This window comes from Campylobacter sp. MG1 (assembly GCF_026616895.1).
In the GTDB taxonomy this organism is placed as follows: Bacteria; Campylobacterota; Campylobacteria; order Campylobacterales; family Campylobacteraceae; genus Campylobacter_E.
In genome coordinates this window covers 72,608-94,833 of the sequence record NZ_JANYME010000004.1, presented here as the reverse complement: position 1 = coordinate 94,833, position 22,226 = coordinate 72,608, and the positions used below count along the sequence as shown (strand labels likewise).

Annotated in this window: 23 protein-coding genes; 4 read left to right on the top strand and 19 right to left on the bottom strand. The window is 27.1% G+C overall.

Going from position 1 to position 22,226, the window contains the following annotated elements:
* Positions 1-82 precede the first annotated feature (82 nt).
* The 14 genes from NY022_RS04600 to NY022_RS04535 form a co-directional block, all read right to left on the bottom strand.
* Positions 83-931 carry an aminotransferase class IV gene (locus tag NY022_RS04600; RefSeq protein ID WP_267523912.1) on the bottom strand — a complete coding sequence of 283 codons (849 nt, stop codon included), beginning with the start codon at positions 929-931 and terminating at the stop codon, positions 83-85.
* A gap of 10 nt (positions 932-941) precedes the next feature.
* Entirely contained in the window at positions 942-1,154 is a 213-nt protein-coding gene (locus NY022_RS04595; protein ID WP_267523910.1) for a hypothetical protein, read from the bottom strand.
* The gene (locus NY022_RS04590; protein WP_267523908.1) at positions 1,144-2,166 is read right to left on the bottom strand and encodes a DHH family phosphoesterase; all 1,023 of its coding nucleotides are present in this window, start codon (positions 2,164-2,166) and stop codon (positions 1,144-1,146) included. The genes NY022_RS04595 and NY022_RS04590 overlap by 11 nt, the downstream gene beginning before the upstream one ends.
* A 27-nt stretch (positions 2,167-2,193) precedes the next feature.
* On the bottom strand, positions 2,194-2,592 hold the full coding sequence (locus NY022_RS04585) for an Rrf2 family transcriptional regulator (protein WP_267523906.1): 399 nt from the start codon (positions 2,590-2,592) through the stop codon (positions 2,194-2,196).
* Positions 2,593-2,677: 85 nt separating this feature from the next.
* The gene (locus NY022_RS04580) at positions 2,678-3,871 is read right to left on the bottom strand and encodes an MFS transporter (protein ID WP_267523904.1); all 1,194 of its coding nucleotides are present in this window, start codon (positions 3,869-3,871) and stop codon (positions 2,678-2,680) included.
* Positions 3,864-4,283, bottom strand: a complete 420-nt coding sequence (locus NY022_RS04575; protein WP_267523901.1) for a hypothetical protein — start codon at positions 4,281-4,283, stop codon at positions 3,864-3,866. Before NY022_RS04575 ends, NY022_RS04580 begins: the two co-directional genes overlap by 8 nt.
* Positions 4,276-4,710 (bottom strand): copper resistance protein CopD, encoded by a 435-nt coding sequence (locus NY022_RS04570; protein ID WP_267523896.1) that lies wholly within the window; start codon positions 4,708-4,710, stop codon positions 4,276-4,278. Before NY022_RS04570 ends, NY022_RS04575 begins: the two co-directional genes overlap by 8 nt.
* A 153-nt stretch (positions 4,711-4,863) precedes the next feature.
* Positions 4,864-7,416: a bifunctional aconitate hydratase 2/2-methylisocitrate dehydratase gene (locus NY022_RS04565; RefSeq protein ID WP_267523895.1), complete on the bottom strand. Its 2,553-nt coding sequence runs from the start codon at positions 7,414-7,416 to the stop codon at positions 4,864-4,866.
* A gap of 62 nt (positions 7,417-7,478) precedes the next feature.
* Positions 7,479-9,317, bottom strand: coding sequence for a replication restart helicase PriA (gene priA, locus NY022_RS04560; RefSeq protein ID WP_267523894.1), 1,839 nt, complete (start codon positions 9,315-9,317; stop codon positions 7,479-7,481).
* Complete coding sequence (locus NY022_RS04555; protein ID WP_267523892.1) at positions 9,317-9,913, bottom strand: hypothetical protein; 597 nt, start codon at positions 9,911-9,913, stop codon at positions 9,317-9,319. Before NY022_RS04555 ends, priA begins: the two co-directional genes overlap by 1 nt.
* 9 nt (positions 9,914-9,922) lie before the next feature.
* Positions 9,923-10,405, bottom strand: a complete 483-nt coding sequence (locus NY022_RS04550) for a prepilin-type N-terminal cleavage/methylation domain-containing protein (protein WP_267523890.1) — start codon at positions 10,403-10,405, stop codon at positions 9,923-9,925.
* Position 10,406: 1 nt separating this feature from the next.
* Positions 10,407-10,904, bottom strand: coding sequence for a type II secretion system protein (locus tag NY022_RS04545; RefSeq protein WP_267523888.1), 498 nt, complete (start codon positions 10,902-10,904; stop codon positions 10,407-10,409).
* 8 nt (positions 10,905-10,912) lie between these two features.
* A complete protein-coding gene (locus NY022_RS04540; protein ID WP_267523886.1) occupies positions 10,913-11,206 on the bottom strand; it encodes a hypothetical protein in 294 nt (97 codons plus the stop codon).
* Positions 11,190-11,426, bottom strand: a complete 237-nt coding sequence (locus NY022_RS04535) for a hypothetical protein (protein ID WP_267523885.1) — start codon at positions 11,424-11,426, stop codon at positions 11,190-11,192. Before NY022_RS04535 ends, NY022_RS04540 begins: the two co-directional genes overlap by 17 nt.
* 83 nt (positions 11,427-11,509) lie before the next feature.
* On the opposite strand from NY022_RS04535, the gene uvrB reads away from it, so the two are divergent.
* Both uvrB and NY022_RS04525 read left to right on the top strand, forming a co-directional pair.
* Positions 11,510-13,477 carry an excinuclease ABC subunit UvrB gene (gene uvrB / locus NY022_RS04530; RefSeq protein ID WP_267523883.1) on the top strand — a complete coding sequence of 656 codons (1,968 nt, stop codon included), beginning with the start codon at positions 11,510-11,512 and terminating at the stop codon, positions 13,475-13,477.
* 64 nt (positions 13,478-13,541) lie between these two features.
* Positions 13,542-14,039 carry a DUF1523 family protein gene (locus tag NY022_RS04525; RefSeq protein WP_267523881.1) on the top strand — a complete coding sequence of 166 codons (498 nt, stop codon included), beginning with the start codon at positions 13,542-13,544 and terminating at the stop codon, positions 14,037-14,039.
* A gap of 17 nt (positions 14,040-14,056) precedes the next feature.
* Here the strand turns inward: NY022_RS04525 and NY022_RS04520 are convergent, their stop codons facing one another.
* From NY022_RS04520 to NY022_RS04500, 5 genes are read right to left on the bottom strand one after another with little or no spacing between them, the layout of a single operon-like run.
* Positions 14,057-15,022, bottom strand: a complete 966-nt coding sequence (locus NY022_RS04520) for a putative transporter (RefSeq protein WP_267523879.1) — start codon at positions 15,020-15,022, stop codon at positions 14,057-14,059.
* Between the two features lie 16 nt (positions 15,023-15,038).
* Entirely contained in the window at positions 15,039-16,028 is a 990-nt protein-coding gene (gene guaC / locus NY022_RS04515; RefSeq protein ID WP_267523877.1) for a GMP reductase, read from the bottom strand.
* Positions 16,029-16,046: 18 nt separating this feature from the next.
* Positions 16,047-16,865, bottom strand: coding sequence for a Gfo/Idh/MocA family protein (locus NY022_RS04510; protein WP_267523876.1), 819 nt, complete (start codon positions 16,863-16,865; stop codon positions 16,047-16,049).
* Positions 16,862-17,986, bottom strand: coding sequence for a 5-methyltetrahydropteroyltriglutamate--homocysteine S-methyltransferase (locus tag NY022_RS04505; RefSeq protein ID WP_267523874.1), 1,125 nt, complete (start codon positions 17,984-17,986; stop codon positions 16,862-16,864). Before NY022_RS04505 ends, NY022_RS04510 begins: the two co-directional genes overlap by 4 nt.
* Entirely contained in the window at positions 17,987-19,081 is a 1,095-nt protein-coding gene (locus NY022_RS04500) for a DegT/DnrJ/EryC1/StrS family aminotransferase (RefSeq protein WP_420707983.1), read from the bottom strand.
* Between the two features lie 145 nt (positions 19,082-19,226).
* Between NY022_RS04500 and alaS the strand changes: the two genes are divergently transcribed.
* Both alaS and NY022_RS04490 read left to right on the top strand, forming a co-directional pair.
* Positions 19,227-21,767, top strand: a complete 2,541-nt coding sequence (gene alaS / locus NY022_RS04495; protein WP_267523872.1) for an alanine--tRNA ligase — start codon at positions 19,227-19,229, stop codon at positions 21,765-21,767.
* Entirely contained in the window at positions 21,761-22,219 is a 459-nt protein-coding gene (locus NY022_RS04490) for a hypothetical protein (protein WP_267523871.1), read from the top strand. Before alaS ends, NY022_RS04490 begins: the two co-directional genes overlap by 7 nt.
* Positions 22,220-22,226 lie beyond the last annotated feature (7 nt).

The window sequence follows — 22,226 nt, the reverse complement described above, 5'->3', positions numbered from 1 at the left end:
ATCTCCTTGAAGTGTATATAATACTTATTCACTACTTAAAGAAAACTTAGTTATTATAAAATCAAAATAATCAAATATAAAATTATTTGTTAGATTCTAATGTTATTTTTTCTAAATATTTTTCTCTTAAAATTTGCGAATACTTGCCAATTTTAAATTCTTTATCATTAATTTTGATAACAGGAATTATTAATATAGTAGCAGCGCAAATAAAACATTCATCACAACTATATACTTCATCTATATTAATATTTCTTTCTTCAATCGTTAAACCTATTTTTTTAGCAATACTTATAATATTTTTTCGTCTAATGCTAGGTAAAATTTCATTTGATAAAGCTTTTGTAACTAAAACATTATTTTTAATAATAAAAAATCCAGCACTATCACACTCATTTACATAGCCATTATTAACCAAAAGTGCATAATCATAGCCATTATTTATAGCATAAGTTCTAGCCATACATTGACCTAAAAGATTTAAAGATTTTATATCTCGCCTTTGCCATCTAATATCTTCAAAACTAATTAATTTAACACCTTTATTAGCGTATTTATATTCTTTGATATCTTGTGTATAAGTAAATGCCATTATTGTTGGTTCTAATCCTTTTACGAATTCAAAACTTCTCTTAGCAACACCACGAGTTATTTGTAAATAAACCCCACCCTCTTTTAATGAATTTTTTGCTATTAAGATATCTAAAATTTTGCATATTTCATCACAACTATGATTTAATTTTATATCAAGTTTTGACAACGAACTAAACAGTCTTTCTAAAAAATCAATTTTATCAACAATTACACCATTAAAAACAGGAGCTACTTCATATATTCCATCTCCAAATATAAAACCTCTATCAAATACGCTAATTTTAGCTTCATTTTCTTTTACATAATCACCATTTAAATATACATAATTTTCATTCATAAAATTTTACCTAATTAAATAATTCTGGATTTTTTAATTTTAATTTCTCTATAGTTTCTAAAATAAGCTCAAAATCATCTTCACTCTTAGCTTCATCAATTAGCTCAAGATAAGTAAATGCAGCCTTTTCTAAGCAATTTTTCTTAACTCCTGCATAATACAAAGCAGCTTTATGCATTAAAGCAATCTCATACATTAAATCTTCAATTTCTTCATTTTTCATTAAATTTCTCCAAATAAGTTTTAGTTTGTTCGTAAATCTTAGAATATACACTACTATCTTTATAACTTGTAAATATCCCGCCACTAGCATTTGCGTGACCGCCACCATTAAAAGCCGTTTTTGCAAATAAGCTAACATCAATTTTATTATTAGCCCTAAGAGAGATTTTCTTGCCAGGATTAATTTCTAAAAAGAAATCATATTCAGGATTTTTGACTAAAAAATCATTTCCTATAACGCTAACATTTCCTATATCATAGACTAATAAGCCTTTTTTATCTTTATAATAAATCGTATAATCTTGCTTATTTTCACTTAAAATTCTTACCAAATAATCGCTTATTAAATTACATAAAGTATTATCAATATCTAACCTAAAAAAATCTTTTTTTATAAAATGAACTGCATTTTCTAATTCTATATGTGGATTTTTAACATGAAAATACTCTTTAGCTTTATTTAATAAAAAGAACATATAAGCATGGTTTTGCTTAGCAAACATAGTTCTATTTATCTCCTTACTACTAGCAATTATTTGCATTAAGATTTTGCCTAATTCAAAATATTTGCTATCACTTAGCCAAATATCAATGCTATTTATAATATCTACCATTAGGCTTAGCTCTTTATTCTCTCCAAAAATTTTGCTAAAAAAATCATAAGTAATCTTAGTAGCACACCTTGAGCTATCTAATAAATACCAATAAAATTTTTGCATACATTCTTCACCAGTCTGATGGTGATCTAATAAAAATAATTTAGCATTTGGATAATCTTGTATTTTTCTAGACATTTCTTCACACACGCTACTTACTGGGTTTAAATCAGTAACTAATACTAATGATTTTTCATCTTTATTTTTATCTAGTTTTATCAAAATTTCATCAAATTTTTCTTCAATTTCTTTGCCATAATTAGAATTATAAAATTCGCAATTATCAAAATAATGCGAAACAACATATTGACAGCCATACCCATCTAAATCGGTATGACTTAAATGATATATTTTCATATATCTCCTTTCTTTTAATGCAATTAATTAATTTAAAATTTGTTCTAGTGTAATATCTGTTAAAAACAAATCTATTTTATCTTGTAATTTACAAAGCATTGGAAAAATCATACATGATTCTTCTTTATTGTTAGGACAGCCACTAATGCTAGAACATTCAAAAACTAAAGGTTCTTTTTTCTCAGCTGCTGTAATTATATCCTTTATATTTATTTCATTTGGTTTTTTAGCTAAAATAAAACCACCTTTAATGCCCTTATAAGAATGTAATAATCCATTTTTTGCTAAGCTCTGCAAAATTTTTGCTAAAAAACTTCTAGGTATATTTAATTCATTTGATAAAGTATCTACATCTATTGGAATATTTTGTTTTGCTATATAAATTAAACTTATCAAAGCATACTCACTAGCTCTTGTTAATAACATTTTTATCCTTAATATTTTATTGTAATCTTAACTATTTTTATTTAATATCACATAAATTTATAAACTTTATTAATAATGCTTATAATTATTCATTTTTAAGATAATAAAACTGACTTGGTTTTTCATCATAACCTATTCTATTAATAGAATCTATTTTTGGTTGTGTAAGAGTAAATAAAAACAAACTTAATAATAAAATTACATAAACAAACATATAAGCTCTTGCACCAAATATATCCAACATAAGTCCTAAAACCAACGGAGATAAAACTGAGCCTAAAATATATGCAAATAATAAGCTTCTACCTATTTCTAAAACTTGTGAACTTTCCTTTGCTCTATCACTAGCCCTAGCTAATGCCAATGCATATAAACAAAATAAACCCATTCCTAATAAAAAGATTAATAAATAAATTAAATTATTACTACTTTTAAAAATACATAAACATAAACTAGATATTAAAGCTATTAAAGAACAAGTTAAAATGGCTAATTTTCTACCATAAATATCTGATAATTTTCCTACAAATAACTGTGCTATAAATCCACCAAACATAGCTAATAAAATAAGCATTGAAATTTGTTTTACATTATACCCCAATGCTAAAAAATAAGTCTGGCTCATAGAAAAAAAACCATTCATTAAAAAACCACCGATAAAAGCACATATAAAAGCTAATTTTGATACCGCAAATATGTTAGGAATGCTAACTTTAGCCTTATCAAGTAATTTAGGTTGTTTAATTTTCAATAAATTCAATGGAATGGCACAAAGCATCAATATTAAAACTGATATTATGAAAACATAATCATACTCTGGTTTTACATATAACAATAAAACCCCGACAGCAAATCCAGTGTAAAAAACTATTTCATAAACTGCTAACATTCTTGAACGAATTTCATTTTTTGATTTTTGATTAATCCACGATTCTATAATTACTACTAAAGCATAATAAGTAAATCCTATACCAAATCTAAAAATCGCCCATAAAAAAACTTCTTTTGTAAAAATATGCAAAAGTGTTAAAATACCAAAAACAGATATAAAAAATCCAAAACTTCTAATATGCCCTACTTTTTGAATAATACTTTGAGAAAAAAATGTACCAACTAAAGCACCTAAATAAATACACGAACCAACCAAACCTACATAAAAATCCGTATATCCTAATTCCTTTAAAATAATTGAATTTGAACTTAATAAAAATGAATTACCAACAAATAACAAAAATGCTGCAAACAACAAAGCTCTTAAAGAATTAATAATTTTAAACATTTTTCAACCTAAATATAAATAAAATTATCATTACAATAAATGAAGCTATAAAAAAAGCTGTTATATGAAATAATTTATACTTCATTAAAATCATAATTAATATAGCAAAAATAATATAAGTTAAAACTTTATATAAATTTAAAAATATTTTATAATGCTTAATTCCTGATAATGTAGCTTTAAAACCTTTTTTTTCAATAAAATCTATATACTGATTTTGCAATAAAATGCGTGGCTTTTGTGCTAATACAAATTTAGGTAATTTTTTTTTCAAATTTATAAATGTTAAATAAGGCAAACTTAAATTTGCAATAATAGATAATTGTATAGTATAAAAAGCACCTAAGTCATAAAAATATAAACATAAAATTAAATCAAATATTAAAATAGTTATTATAATTTTTTTAAACATAAAACATTAATTTCGCACAAATCACAATAATAGTAGCTAATATCAAAGCTAAAGGATGAATAATACTTGATATAGGATTTTTTATTTTCATAAATTTACAAAACAAAGAAAAAATAACCGCTAAAAAAATTAAACAAGCACAAATTACTTTTATCATAAATACTTTTTGATATAATTCATTAAAATAACCTAAATCTGAATTTACCCACCTACTCATCATAAATCCACCGCTAAATAAGAGTAAAAAAACACAAATAGGCATAATCTTAATAGCTTTTTTTGAAATAGAATTTTCTATATCATTACAATCTTTACTTAAAGATTTCTTAACTTTTGAAAAAATAACAACATCAAAAAATAAATAACCAACAAAAATAATCGCACAAAAAATATGAATAATAAGTGCTAATGGATAAAAAGCTTCCATAAATAACTCCTAAATAATTTTAAATGAGATTATATTTATCTTTTTTATTTTCTAATTGATATTTATCAATTATTGTATATAAAAATTAATATTCAATAAAATATCTAAAATATAAAGTCGTTTTCAAAATATATGAAAACGACAATCATAAAATCAATCTACTTGGAAATTTTCAATCTCGTTAAAATTTAAATACTTATAAATATTAGCTTTTTTACTATCACTTAATTTATCATTTACTAATTCTAAATATTCAGCTGCATTAGGAAGTTTTCCTAAAATAGCACATACAGCTGCAAGTTCTGCACTTCCTAAATAAACTTTAGCACCAAATCCCATTCTGTTATCAAAGTTTCTAGTACTTGTGCTAAATACAACAGCTCCATCATTTACACGAGCTTGATTACCCATGCATAAGCTACATCCTGGAACTTCAATTCTAGCACCAGCAGCACCATAAATTGAATAATATCCTTCATTAGTTAATTGTGCTTTATCCATTTTCGTAGGAGGTGCTATCCAAAGACGAGTTTTAAGCATACCTTTACCTTTAATAATTTCACCTAAAGCTCTATAATGTCCTATATTTGTCATACAAGAACCCACAAATACCTCATCAATATTATGTGGACGCTTACTATCTGCTAAAATTTCGCTTAGTGTTGCAACATCATCAGGATCATTCGGACATGCTAAAATCGGTTCTTTAATGGTATTTAAATCTATTTCAAAAATATGCTCATACTTAGCATCTTTATCTGCTCTTAGTAATTTTGGATTTTTCAACCACTCTTGCATTCTAGCTTTTCTTCTTAAAAGTGTTTCTTTACTCTCATAACCAGCTTCTACCATTGCATCAATTAAACTTATATTTGATTTTAGATATTCAGCTACGCTCTCCTCGCTTAAATTTACACAACAAGCTGCTGCACTTCTTTCAGCGCTTGCGTCACTTAATTCAAATGCTTGTTCAACTTTAAGGTTTTCAAGTCCCTCTATTTCTAAAATTTTACCAGCAAAAATATTCCTTTTACCTTTTTTCTCAACAGTTAAATAACCTTCTTTTATAGCTACATAAGGAATTGCATTTACTAAATCTCTTAAAGTAACACCAGGTTGTAATTCTCCCTTAAAACGAACTAAAATACTCTCAGGTACATTAAGTGGCATAGACCCTGTAACTGCAGCAAATGCTACAAGCCCACTACCAGCTGGGAAGCTTATACCTATAGGAAATCTTGTATGAGAATCTCCACCTGTTCCAACCTCATCAGGCATTACAAAACGATTTAACCAACTATGAATAACGCCATCACCAGGTTTTAATGCAACACCACCCCTTGAACTCATAAAATTAGGTAGAGTTTTATGAGTAATTACATCGCTTGGTTTAGGATATGCTGCCGTATGGCAAAAACTTTGCATTACAAAATCAGCGTTATAACCTAAACTAGCTAGTTCTTTTACTTCATCTCTAGTCATTGGTCCTGTTGTATCTTGGCTACCAACGGTAGTAGTTTTTGGCTCTATATACATTCCAGGAACTACACCTTTTAATCCACAAGCATTACCTAACATTTTTTGTGCTAATGTATAACCTTTGGCATTGTTCTCAGGTTGAACTGGTTTTTTGAAAATTTTCTCATCTTCCATTCCTAAAACATTCCTTGCCTTAGCACATAATCCACGACCAACAATTAATGGAATTCTACCACCTGCACGAACTTCATCTAAAAGGGTATTTGGAGTGATTTTAAAATCGCTTATTTTTTTACCATCTTTTAAAATTTGTTCGTTTTTAATATCAACTACAAATTTATCGCCCATTTCAAGACTTGTAACATCACAAACTATAGGTAAAGCACCACTATCTTGAGCTGTGTTAAAGAAAATTGGGGCAATAGTTTGTCCTAAAATAACTCCACCAGTGCGTTTATTTGGAACTCCATTAATATCACTACCTAAATGCCATTGAACTGAATTTATAGCTGATTTACGGCTTGAACCAGTTCCTACAACATCGCCCACATAAGCAACTTGAACGCCTAATTTTTTAAGTTCAGCTATTTTTTCAAGACTACCAGCCTGTCTTTTAACAAGCATAGCTTGTGCGTGTAACGGTATATCACTTCTAGTAAAAGCTTCACTTGCTGGGCTTAAATCATCGGTGTTTGTTTCACCATTTACCTTAAAGCATACGCATTCAATTTCAGATGCTACTTCAGGTTTTTTAATAAACCATTCAGCATTAGCCCAACTTGTTAAAACTTGAGTTGCAAATTTATTTCCTTTTTTATGCAATTCAACAACTTTATCAAAACCATCATGAACAAATATAATATCTTTAAAAGCATCTACCGCTAAACTAGCTACATCATTATTTTCTAATGCTTTAAGCAATACTCTTACGTTATACCCACCAAGCATAGTGCTTAACATATTAGTAGCTTCAATTTTGCTTATACAGGTACATTTACTTTTATTAAATAATATTTTTTCTAAAAATTCACATTTTACTAATGCAGCATCATCTACACCAACACCAACACGATTAATTAATAAATCCTTTAATTTATCACTATCCTTATCATTATTTTCTAATAACTCACACAATTTTTTGGTTTGCTCTACATTTAAAGCTAAAGCTGGGACATTCAACTTAGCTCTTTCATCAACCAATTTTTGATATTCATTTAAAAAGCTCATTTATTCTCCTTAAAAATTTATATTTTGATTATAAAAGAATTAATTTACAAAAGGTTTTAAATTTAAGAAAAATGCACAGGGTCTATATCAATTGTTACTTTTTGTAATTGTTTATAAGATAAAGCTATATTGCTAAGCAGCATTTTTTTACTAGAACGAAGTAGGATATAATAGCGGAATTCATTATTTATTTTTTCAATAGCACATTTTCCATAACCTATAATTTCAAAATCAGCATCTATACAATTAAGATTAGAAACTATATTTTCACATAAATTTTTTGCTTCTTCATCATTTTTAGAATTAATTAATAACCTTAATAATCTTTTATTTGGTGGATAATTTTTTCTAAACATTTGTTCGTCCAATAAAAAATCATCGTAATTTTCAATATATGAACTAAAAAAATCCTTATATTGCGTATTAATTAAAATACTAGCCTTTCCATCTCTACCAGCACGACCAGCTACTTGAATAGCTAGTGCAAGTGTATTTTCACGAGCTTTATAATCAGGATAGAATAAATATTCATCAAGTCCTAAAATAGCACAAAATGTAACATTTTTATAATCGTGTCCTTTTGAAATTAGTTGAGTACCTATTAATATATCAATATTTCCTTCGCTAAATAAATTTAAAATTTCTTTTAATTTTTTAACTGAACTAAATTCATCACTATCTAATTTAGCTATTCTAGCATTAGGTAAAATACATTCTAACTTATTTTTCAATTCAGCAGTGCCTATAATTTTACTTTCAAGCATTGAACTACCACAAAATTCACAAGTATTTTTTACATACTCTTTTTTGCCACAATAATGACATTTATATATTTTATTATGCAAACTCATAGGTACTGAACAATTAGAACAAAGTTTTCTTTTGCCACAATCCTTACATAAAACTTGCCTATAATTACCACGAACCGGTAGAAAAACTATACTTTGCTTGCGTAATTCCAAATTTTTTTTTAATTCACCTATCAAACAATCACTTGGTATTATTAAACTATCATCATATATAATTTCTTTTTTACTATAGTAATATGTACCCTTTAGTCTAAATTTAGCTATTTTATCATTATAAAAACTATTTAAACTAGGTGTAGCCGAACCTAAAACTAGCTTAGCATCACTGATATTAGCAAGATAAATAGCCAAATCTTTAGCATTGTAACAAGGGTAAGAACTAGATTTATAAGAGCTATCATGTTCTTCATCAACAATAATTAAACCTAAATTTGTAAATGGTAAAAATAAAGCTGACCTAGCACCTAATACTAATGGCTTATCACCTATTAAAAATTCATTTAAATATTTTTGCTTTTTTGTCTTTGTAATTTTACTATGCCATACTATAAACAAATCTTTAAAATATTTATCCATACGCTTACACATTTGTGGAGTTAGACTAATTTCAGGCATTAAAAACAAAACCTGCTTTCCATTATTTATGCATTCATTTATTAATTTAGCATAAATTTCAGTTTTCCCACTTCCAGTATCGCCAAATATTAAATTAAATTTATGATTTTCACAGTGTTTTAAACAACTATTTTGTAAATCATTTAAGGTTAAATTTATATTATTATTTATCTTTTTTATTTGTGTATTTTTAACATTAGAAAATGTAAAAATATCAGCACATAAAGATATATTAGCTGCGTAATATTTACTCATAAAATTTAATAATTCAATTTGATTATTGTATAAATATTCTTCAAAAATTGTTTTAATTTTTTTTACACTAAAATCAGGTTTTTCACATTCACCTGTAACAATACCGACGCAAACTTTATTGATTAAATTAACTTCAACCTTAGTGTAGTTATCAATTTTACTATCGCTTTCATAGACTAATTCCTCTATGTTATAGCCTAAAATAGCTACTTTATAATACATTAAGCCTCTGTATCACATCTTATCATATTATTCATAGTATCTCTTCTGCTCTTATTACACCCATTACAAACTGCTTTGACACACACCATTTCTGCTTTTTTGCTTCTAAATAAAAAAGAATAATAAATTTTTTCACTGATAGAATATTTATAGGCAATAACTGTTTCATCTTTAATAAGACCAGCTCTTTTAAGCTCTTGCTCTAAATATTTTTGATAATCTGTCATAGGATCGTATGATTTGTCTACTAATGCTAATATAGGATATGTTGAAGTATTACTAACTGATGTTTCAGCACTGCTTTTAAACCAACCTTTATTAACAGTGCCTTTTCTTAAACCTTCTTTAAAAATATTAGTAAACATTTTACCACCTTTATTATCAATTGTTGTGTAAGAATTAGGATCTCTCCCTGATATTACATTATTTAAAAATTCTGATTTAGCCCTACTATTTATAGCATTAACTTCTGATTTTACTTTAGCGATTTCTGATTTAAAATTTAAATCAAAAAAATTAGGTAAAGCAATAGCTGATAATATACCTATTATTACAATAATAAAAATTAATTCAATCATAGTAAACGCTTTTCTCATATAAATTCCTTATTTATCAAATATAGCACAAGTTAAATCTTTATTATAATCTTTCTCGCATTTAAAAAGGCCATTGCTAGCATCATATGTAAATTCAAAACCTTCCTTATTATTATTGACATAATAAATAAATCTCTCTGGTTTAGCCGTAGTCCAACCATTCCAAGTACCTTTTTTGCTACCATACTCAACTGAATTTTGCAATACTGCTGTAAAAAATCTACCTTTATTAAAATTATTTTGACAACTTTTAGCTACTGCACCAGCACTATCAGTACATAACGAATCTGGATATTTTTTTACGCCACTAGCATATAGCTCATCATTAGCATAAGCTTCTATACCTACTCTAATTAAAGCAACGGTTTCTTGCAATTTTAAAATTTCAGCATCGGTTCTACTGATAAATAACTTAGGGATAGCAACACCTGATAATATACCGATGATTACTATTACAAAAATAATCTCCATCATACTCATAGCTTTTTTCATATTATTCTCCTAAGTCTTTACAAGGTAAAGCACAAGTGTTTACAGCACACTTACTATGTGAATCTATACACTTAAAAGTTCCATTTCCTTTATCATATTCAAACAAATAACCTTTTTGAATATTTTTCTTGATTTTATATAAAAATATTGGGTTGGTTAAAGAATTAGTCCAGCCAATCCAATTTACATTAGCTACCGGAGGTGTTTGCATAACTACTTGAAAAATCAATCTATTATTTTTTAAAGAATCATTGCAATTATCAATATTTCCACTTGAATTATAACATAATCCATCTGGATAATCCTTACTACCTGTTTCTATATACTTAGCTCCAGCATAAGCTTCTATGCCTTTTCTAATTGATTCAACCTGTTCTTTTAATTTAACTATTTCAGCAGTTTCTCTAGTGGCAAAAAATTTAGGGACTGCTATACTTGATATAACACCTATTATTGCTATAACAAATACTAATTCTATTAAAGAAAATGCTTGTCTCATAATCACTCCTAATTTTCTTTAAATTTATCTAAAATTTCTAATAACTCTTTTTCTAACTTATTTAATTCATTTTTTAAACTATTATTTTCTTTTTTTAATTTTTCATATTCTAAATCTAATTTAAATTTTAAGTATGAAACATTTAAATAATGACTAATAAAAGCAGTATTTTCTATACTGCCATTTTCATTTTTTAACTTATTGATATCGTTATTAATACTAGCTAAAAAATCGCCATCAGGCACGGCAAAAGTATAGCTTCTAGTACCTAAAACTATCGTAAATTTAGTTGTTGTTTCCAATTACTTGCTCTATCATTCTTTCTATTTCTTCATCTTTTAGATTTTTATTTAATAATTCCTCTTCTAGTCTGTTAATTTGATAAGTTTGAGCTTCGCATTTTGCTTTTGATTGGGTTAATTCATTTAATAATCTCTCATTTTCACTTACTACAAATTTATATTTTTCTATTAACTCTGCTACTTTTTTATCTAAAGCCGACGTTATTGTATAATCATTCATACCATATCCTTAACGAAATTTAAAGATATAATTTTAATTACCTATAGTTAATATAATAATAAAAATTATTTTTTAGGATTAAAATGTTTGAGTTAATTAGTAATTATAAACCATCACCTGACCAAGCACAAGCAATAGAAAAAATTGTAAATGGTGTAAAAAACGGACAAAAATATCAAACTCTTTTAGGAGTTACAGGCTCGGGTAAAACCTTTACAATGGCAAATGTGATAAATAAACTTAAAATGCCTACTTTAATAATGAGCCATAACAAATCACTTTGTGCGCAATTATATAGCGAATTTAAAGGCTTTTTTGCGAATAATCATGTGGAGTATTTCATAAGTTATTATGATTATTATCAACCTGAAGCTTATATTCCTAGAACTGATACATTTATAGAAAAAGATAGCTCGGTTAATAATGATTTAGAAAGGCTTCGTTTAAGCTCAACTGCTTCGCTTTTAGCATACGATGATTGCGTTTGTATTGCAAGTGTAAGTGCTAATTATGGATTAGGAAATCCTGCTGAATATATTGATATGGTAGAGTTTTTTGAAGTAGGCAAATGTTATAAACAAAAAGAATTATTACTTCATTTAGTAGCTATGGGATATAGTAGAAATGATACGTTTTTTGATAGGGGGAATTTCCGTGTAAATGGGGATATTATATATATTTATCCAGCTTATTATGAAGATGATGCAATTCGCTTAGAATTTTTTGATGATGAATTAGAAAAGATTTATACTTTTAATACTTTTGATAATAAAAAAATAAAAGATTTAAATAAATTCACACTTTATGCTGCAAATCAATTTATAGTCGCTACTCCAACGCTTAAAAGAGCTTGTAAAGATATTAAAAATGAGCTTGATGAAAGGTTAGAATATTTTAAAAAACAAGGCAAATTATTAGAAGCACAACGCTTAGAACAGCGAGTTGAATTTGATTTAGAAATGCTAGAAACTACAGGAATGACTAAAGGAATAGAAAATTATTCAAGGCATTTAAGTGGGCTTAATGCAGGAGAAACTCCTTATACTTTATTTGATTATTTTAAAATAAAACAAAAGCCATTTTTAGTAATTGTAGATGAAAGCCATGTTAGTTTGCCACAATTTAGGGGAATGTTTGCAGGAGATAGAGCTAGAAAGGAAGTGCTAGTTGAATACGGCTTTAGATTGCCAAGTGCTTTAGATAATAGACCATTACAATTTGATGAATTTATTAATAAAGATTGCTTTTTTTTATTTGTGAGTGCAACCCCTGCTGAATTAGAGCTTGAGCTTAGTGGTGAGTGTGTTTATCAGCAAATTATGCGTCCAACAGGACTGCTTGACCCTGAAATTAGCATAATTGATAGCGAAAACCAAATAGAGCATTTATATGATGAGATTAAAAAGGTGATTGCTAGAAATGAGCGTGTATTAATCACAACGCTAACTAAAAAAATGGCAGAAGAATTGCAAAGATACTACACAGAATTAGGTATCAAATGTAAATATATGCATTCAGATATTGATGCAATTGAGCGAAATGAATTGATAATTGGTCTTAGAAATGCAGATTTTGATGTGTTAATTGGAATTAACTTGCTTCGTGAAGGGCTTGATTTACCTGAAGTTAGTCTTATAGCTATTTTAGACGCTGATAAGGAAGGCTTTTTACGCTCAACTACGAGTTTAATTCAAACAATGGGAAGAGCAGCTAGAAATGTCAATGGAAAAGTAATTTTATATGCTAAAAAAATCACAAAATCAATGCAAGAAGCAATAGATATTACGAGTGAGCGAAGAAGCTTGCAACAAGCTTATAATAAATTGCACGGAATTACTCCAAGAAGTGTTGAGCGAAAATTAGAAAAGACTTTAAAACAAAACGAAGATAATGTTTCTATAAAAAAATCAAAAATAGAAAAAATGCCAGCAAATGAGCGGGCTAAATTAGTAAATGAATTAAGAGAAAAAATGCACCTAGCAGCAAAAGAGCTTGATTTTGAACAAGCAGCATTTTATAGAGATGAGATTAAAAAACTAAGAAGTATTTAATTTTATAATAAAGTCTAAAAAATACTTTTTTAAATTATAATTATGAAAATTTATGGAGAATGTTATGAATTTATTTAAAAAAGTAATGATTTTATTTGTTATTATCTTTCATTTATTATTAATATTGTTTATCAATTATTCTATGCCTAATTATAAAGCTGTAAATATTGTCGGTGCTGAAGTAAAAAGAATTGATAAAACAAAACTAGCACAAGATACACCCGAGTTAAGTAAGGATACGTATTTTATATATGTAAAAGATAATGAAAAAAGTAGAGTTTATAAAAATGAAGATACTAGATGGGGTTTTCCTTTTTATTTCAAATTTAATTCTGCTGATATACAAGCTAATGCTGTAAGCTTTTTAGATGAAAAATCATTAGTACAAATTAAATATTATGGATGGAGAATAAATATGCTAGATAAATTTCCTAATATAGTTTCAATTAAAAAATTAGATAATATAAATGATATATCTAATCCAATATTTAGCTATATTTTTTATATTTTAACACTTATATCTATGATATTTTTAATAAGTGCTATTATTAAAAAGAAGTAATTTAAATTCAATTTAAATTACTTAAATGATATATGTTTTTCAAATTCACTTAATCTTATAAATATACTTCTTAGTTCAGTTATTGTAGTCCAATTTTGAGTTAAAACACTAAAACTCGCTCGTACATTAGAAAAAGCATTATTTATTTGTATTAATACACCTAAAGACAAAGTACCTAAAAATAAATTCTCACCAACTAAAATAAATGCAAAAATTACCATAAATTGTTCATAAGTATAAAGCCATATATCAAAATACCCATAATGTAAAAATAATTTATTGTAGTTAATCTTAAGACCGGTAAATAATTCAAACATTGTCTTATCACTAGCATAATTTTTTCTATCATCTTCTGCTAAAACTAATTCTTTTCTAAATTTTGCCTCTGCTTTTTGATTATTATATTCTAAATGCGGTAATTTAATACCAACAAACCATGATATTATAAGACCACCTATACTAGCCAAAATAGCCCAATAAATTAGAGAAAAATCACTTTCAAATATTGGAGTTTTAAGACCTTTCCCAACTTCATAAAGTATAGGTAAAAATGCTATTAAAGTCATTAAAGCCTTTACTATACTAATACCTAAACTCTCAATAATTTTTGCAAAACGATAAATATCTTCTTGAATACGCTGAGATGAGCCTTCTATATTTTCATTATTATTTTTCCACTGATTTAAATATGCAAATGTTATAGCCTCTCTCCAAGCGAATGCAAAAAGTCTAGAAAAATAAGCTGTAATAGTAGATATTAAAACATAAGGAAAGGCTATGTAAGAAAAATTAAATAATTCACTTATAAATTGCTCATATGTACTATCCTTAGGAGCTTTTTGTAACAAATCATAAAAATCTTTATACCAAGCATTAATTTGAACATTCAACCAAGTCTGTGCATATAAGCTAAGCAATATAAAAGCCGTTCCACCCCAAGCCCAAAAAAACCATTTTTTAGTTAAATAAAACGACTTAAACATTAACAATCTTAGAAAATTAAATAGTATCTCCGTTAAAGATTGAGTTTTTAACCACTACATAATCAACTTTTCTAATATCACGAAGTTCTTTTCCACCTGCGTATGAAATTGAGCTTTGCAAATCTTCTCTCATTTCATTTAAGGTATCAAAAATATTTCCCCTAAATGGAACATACATTTTTTTACCTTCTACATTTTTACGCTCACCTTTTTGAAATTCACTTGCTGAGCCATAATATTCTTTCATTTTTTTACCATCAATTTCTATGGTTTTTCCAGGACTTTGCTCGTGTCCGCTAAATAATGAGCCTATCATTACAAAAGTAGCTCCAAAACGAATTGATTTTGCTATATCTCCGTGATTTCTAATACCACCATCTGCAATTATTGGCTTTTTAGCACTTTTAGCACACCAGCGAAGTGCTGCAAGCTGCCAACCACCAGTTCCAAAACCGGTTTTAAGCTTAGTAATACATACCTTACCAGGTCCAATACCAACCTTAGTTGCATCAGCTCCAGCATTTTCTAAATCCCTAACAGCTTCAGGAGTTCCGACATTTCCTGCTATTACAAAAGCATTTGGTAAATTTTCTTTAATATGTCCTATCATTTTAATAACACTTTCACTATGCCCATGTGCAATATCAATAGTAATATATTCAGGTGTTATATTTTGATTTTTAAATTCTTTTATTAAATTATACTCACTTTCTCCAACTCCAACTGATATTGATGAAAATAACCCTAAGCTATGCATTTTTTTTGTAAAATCTATTCTAGTTCTAGGTTCAAATCTATGCATGATATAAAAATAATCTTGTTTCGCAAAATCTATAGCTAACTTATCATCTATAATTGTTTGCATATTTGCAGGAACTACGGGTAATTTAAATTTTCTATTACCTAATTTTACACTTGTGTCGCATTCTGAACGAGAATTAACTATACATTTTGCAGGAATTAACTGCACATCTTCGTAATCAAAAACCAATAAATTGTTTAACATTTTTATCCTTTCATATAATTAATTTATTAAAATTTCTTGAGTATAAATTGCATCATCAATAGTTGCTAAATTATTAAAATCATTCGTTTTTATTAAATTTATAAATTCTTCATGTTCTATATATAAACTAGAATGCTTTATGATATCTATATTTTCATTATTTTTTAAAATTTTACAATTTAAAAAATCTAATTCATAAGTATTTACATTTGTATTTATTAAAGCCCTTCTAATCTTAATATTAAAATCCCATGAAGCTAATATTTCAATATTATCTGAATGAAGTTTTATGGTAGTACAAGGAAAATTCTTTTTAAATATATCAAATTTATTTTTTAAACCAAAAAAACTAGCCAAATCAATATCATGAACACTTAAATCTAAATCAACTCCAACATCATTAATTCTTTCTGGTTTAGGTGAAACTCTAATAAAATTTGCACTTAAAATATTTTCATCTGCAATAAGTTTTTTAAACATCAAACTAACTGGATTAAATCTTTCACAAAATCCTACACAAACATTATTATCCTTAGCTAATTCTTTAATACTATAAGCTTCTTTCATATCAAAACTTAATGGTTTTTCTATTAGAATATTTTTAATATTTTTATAAATTTTTTTAAAAATTTCAAAATGAAATTTAGTAGGAGTAGCTATGATAACTCCATCAATTTTATTTTTTAAAAGTTCATCAATACTTATAAAAAAATTATCATAATTATCTAACCAATTAGGTTTTATAACATCGTGTAAAAATAAATTAATATCTCTTTTTTTTAGCTCGGTGTAGTGGTTTTTACCCATTACACCAAGGCCTATTAATGCAATATTCACGCAAAAAATCCTTCTTTTTCTAAGCTAGAATTTAAATTATTTAATAGATTAATTTTTTCCCATTGAGTATCAAATGTAATTTCATTACCTTCTTCTGTAGAACTAAAACCACATTGAGTACTAAATTCTATTTGTTTTGAATTTATAACCTTTGCAGCTTCTTTTGCTCTAATTTTTAACTCATCTAAACTAGGGTTTTCTTTCACTTTAGTTGTAAGTAATCCTAAAACTACAGTTTGATTTTTTATAAATCTTAAAGGATTAAAATCCCCTGCTCTATCACTATCAAATTCTAAGAAAAATTTATTTATTTTAAGTTCACCAAATAATTTCTGTGCCACATATTCATATCCACCACTAGCACTAAAATGGCTCCTATAATTACCCCTGCAAATGTGAATTCCAGTTGTAATATTTTTAGGCATTGTATCTAAACTCTTATTTAAAAAATCAACATATTCATTTACACAGCTAATCGCATCTACTTTATTTGCACTTAAATTTGCTCTAAAATCTACGTCACAAAACGAACCAAAGCTAACATCATCAAGTTGTAAATATACACCACCAACTTTACTAAATTCGGCATAAAAATCTTCATATGCTTTTAAAATATCAACTTTTAATTTTGCATAATCTTTTCCATAATATTCAAATTCAACATTAAATCCACCTCTAATAAATAACATATAAATAAACATTGCTGGACTTGGAATTGTTAATTTTAAGCGATTAGTATCTATATTTAATTCTTTTGCTAACTCAACTAATCTTGCGTAATCTTTAATAAATGGATGATTTTTACATTCAATTTTTCCTACAATTTTAACACCTTCAGCTCTTGTTTCAATACCTTTAAAAATATATCCTTTTTCTCTTATTACTTTTTCTACACCGCTAAATCCCCAGTAAAAATCTAAATGCCACCAACTTCTTCTAAATTCACCATCTGTTAAGTAATAAAGCCCATTTTTATCACATTCAATTAACAACTCTTTAATGCATTCATCTTCAACTTTTCTTAATTGTTCACTTGTAATTTTTCCATTAGCAAACTCACTTCTAGCTGTCTTAAGCTTTATAGGTCTTAAAAATGACCCAACTTGATCTAATTTTCTCATTTATTCTCCTTTATTAAAAATTTCAATTATTTTACTTTGATCTTCATAGTTTAAGAACGCCGAGAAAGGAAGAGATAATATCTCATCACTAACCACTTTAGCAATAGGAAAATCTTTTTCATTATACCCTAAATATCTAAAACAAGGCTGTAAATGTAGTGGAGTAGGATAATGAATTGCTGTAGGAATGTTATTTTTTTGTAATTTTTTTATCACTTCTTGTCTATTTTCAACCCTGATACTATATTGTGCCCACACACTTTTATAACCATCTTTTACTTTAGGGACTATACAATTATTTAAATTATCAGTATAAATTTTAGCAATCTTATTTCTTTGTTCTATTTCTTTATCAAAATATTTAAATTTAACATTTAAAATCCCAGCTTGTATAGTATCAAGCCTAGCATTTAAACCTATAATTTCATGTAAATATCTTTCCTTACTTCCATGATTAATTAATAAATTTATTGTGTTTGCTAAATTTTCATCATTTGTAAAAATAGCCCCACCATCACCATAACATCCAAGTGGCTTTGAAGGAAAAAAACTTGTCGTGCTAATATCAGCTATACTACATGAAACATTGTTAAAATCATCTTTAGCACCAAAACTCTGTGCCGCATCTTCAATTAAATAAATGTTATATTTTTTACAAATTTCTTTTAATTTAATTAAATTTGGCATTTGACCGAATATTGAAACCGCTAAAATAGCCTTTGTTTTAGATGTAATTTTTGATTCAATTTCATTTATGTCAAGATTATAATCAATATCACTAATATCTACAAAAACAGGCTTAGCACCTATTAATGCAATCATTTCTGAACTAGCTATAAATGTAAATGGCGTAGTAATTATCTCATCACCTTCTTTAATCCCTAAAGCTTTCAATGCTAAAAATAAAGCACTAGTCCCATTTGAACAAGCATAAGCATATTTTACATTAACATAATTTGCTAAATTATTTTCTAATTCCTTAACTTCTTGTCCACCTATATAATTTGTATTATTTAATAAATTCTGTATTTTATCATCAATTTCAAATTTATATTTATCATACTGTGATTTAAGATTACAAAAGGCTATCATCATTTTTCCTTAAAATTAAATGACACATTCTACTAATTTTTTCTAATAATTAATTCTTTTATACCAAAAATTTAAATCTAATGCATAATTTTTATTATTTTATTAGCATAAATTGCTTAAAATCATAAAAAATTATAAGGATATAAAAATGGATATAAGAAAAGAATTTTTAGAGTTTTTTGCTAGTAAAGGTCATGAAATTACCCCATCAAGCCCACTTGTGCCTGATGATGCGACTTTGCTTTTTGCAAATGCAGGAATGGTTCCTTTTAAGAGTATTTTTACAGGTGAAGTGCCACGCCCAAATCCACCTAGAAAAACAAGCTGTCAAACTTGTATTCGTGCAGGTGGAAAGCACAATGACTTAGATAATGTTGGTTATACTGCAAGACATCATACATTTTTTGAAATGTTAGGAAATTTCTCTTTTGGTGATTATTTTAAAGAACAAGCAATTGCTTATGCTTGGGAATTTGTAACTGAGATTATAAAATTACCTAAAGATAGGCTCTATGTAACCGTTCATGAAAACGATGATGAAGCTTATAATATGTGGCAAAAACACATTGCAAAAGAACGCATTTATAAATTTGGAGATAAAGATAATTTCTGGCAAATGGGTGATACTGGCCCATGTGGTCCTTGTAGTGAGATTTTTTACGACCAAGGTGAAGAAAATTTTAAAAGTGATGAAGATTATATGGGTGGAGATGGAGATAGATTTCTTGAGATTTGGAATTTAGTTTTTATGCAGTTTGAAAAACACCCTGATGGAACTATGACAAAACTACCAAAACCTAGCATTGATACGGGTATGGGACTTGAGCGTGTAAGTGCTATTAAAGAAGGTAAATTTAGCAATTTTGATAGCTCATTATTTATGCCAATAATTGAAAAAATCGCAAGTTTAGCAAACTTAAAATATGAATATAAAAGTGGAGCAAGCTTTAGAGTAATTGCTGATCATATTCGTTCAGCTACATTTTTACTAGCTCAAGGCGTAACATTTGATAAAGAAGGTAGAGGATATGTTTTACGCCGTATCGTAAGAAGAGCTTTAAGACATGGATATTTACTAGGATTTAAAAGTGCATTTATGTATAAATTAGTAGATATTGTTTGTGAATTAATGGGAGAGCATTATACATATTTAAATGAGAAAAAATCTTTTGTAAAAGAGCAATTATTAAGCGAAGAAGAGAGATTTTTAAATACTATTGAAAAAGGTATGCAAATCTTTAATGATGAATTAAACAATACTAAAGATATTTTTAGTGGAGAAGTTGCGTTTAAATTATATGATACTTATGGCTTTCCACTTGATTTAACTCTTGATATGTTAAGAGAAAAAAATCTTAAAATTGATGAAGACAAATTCAATGAACTAATGGCTAAACAAAGAGAATTAGCTAAAGCAAATTGGAAAGGTAGTGGGGATAAAGCAACTCACGGAGATTTTAAAGAATTATTAGATAAATTCGGTCTAAATGAGTTCGTTGGATATGAAAACACTGAAATTAAAGCAAAATTATTAGCTGCTTTAGATGAAGAATTTAAAATTGGAATTAAAAGCAAAAAAGCTTGGCTAATGTTTGATAAAACTCCGCTTTATGCAACAAGTGGTGGGCAAAATTACGATTTAGGTAGTATTTATAAAAATGATAAATTAGTTGCAAATGTGCTTGAAGTTGAGAAATTTTTTGATATTAATTTAGCTTTAGTTGAAATTGTAGGTGATTTTAATGTAAATGATGAATTATTAATCAAAATTGATACCGAAAGAAGAGCAGAAATCGCAAGACATCATAGTGCTACTCACTTGCTTCATTATGCGTTAAGAAAGGTTTTAGGAGAAAATGCAACTCAAGCAGGTTCATTTGTTGATTACAATAGAATTAGATTTGATTTTAATTTTACCCGTGCATTAAACGAAGATGAGCTAAAGCAAATTAGTGATATTGTAAATGATATGATTTATAAAGCTACAAATTCAAATATTCAAATAACTGATATTGAAAGTGCAAAAAAATGCGGTGCAATGGCGCTTTTTGATACAAAATATGGCGATAAAGTAAGGGTATTAACTTTAGGAGATAGCATTGAGCTTTGTGGTGGAACTCATGTTAGCAATACTTCAGTAATTGGCGATTTTATAATATTAAAAGAAAGCGGAGTAAGTGCTGGTGTTAGAAGAATTGAAGCAATAGCAAGTAAGGCTGCTAAAGAATACTCAAGGAATTTGATTGCGGAATTTGAAAATATCAAAAAAAGTCTAAAAACAAATGATATTTTAAAGAGTTTTGAGAATTTAAAAAATGAAATAAAAGAACTAAAAGACGCTTTAAAAAATGGTGCTAATAATTTAAATAGTGAGATTATTAACGGAATTAATGTTTGTGTTAGTGAATATAACGGGCTTGATATTAAAGCAGACATAGATGAGTTTAAAAATAAATTTGATAAAGCTGTTATTGTTTTAATCACTTGTAAAGACAATAAAGTAAGCATTGCGGTTGGCTCAAAAAATACTAGCGTTAAGGCTGGAAATTTAGCTAAGATTGTAGCTCAATTTTTAGGCGGAAATGGCGGCGGTAGAGATGATTTTGCTACTGCTGGTGCAAAAGATATTAGCAAAATTAATGAAGCTTTAGCTTTAGCAAAAGACGAAATCAAGAAGGTAATATGCTAGATATAAATAGCCTTCTTTTACCATTTATTCATTTATTAGCTGGAATTTGCTTTATAGGTCTTCATATAGGAATTAGAGCAAATGCTATTTTTTATTTTTGTGAAAATGAAAATGCTTTAATAAAAACCTTAAATATTTTAAGAAGGCAAATTTATACCTTTTTTATATTGATGATTATAATGGCTTTAAGCACTATATATGCAATTATTGATAATGGAACAAATCCTATGTTTAATACGTTAGCATCAACACAATGGTCTTTATATGTTTTTTTAACTATAAATTTATCATACATATATTATCAATATACACTATGTGTAGCGGCAAAAGAAAATAAATTATTAATATGCAATGAAAAAATTGCTTTAATAATTTATTATTTTATTCCACTTAATATTTTAATATCACTTATTGGTGTGCTTTTTGCATTAATAATTAGTACAATAATATAAGGAATTT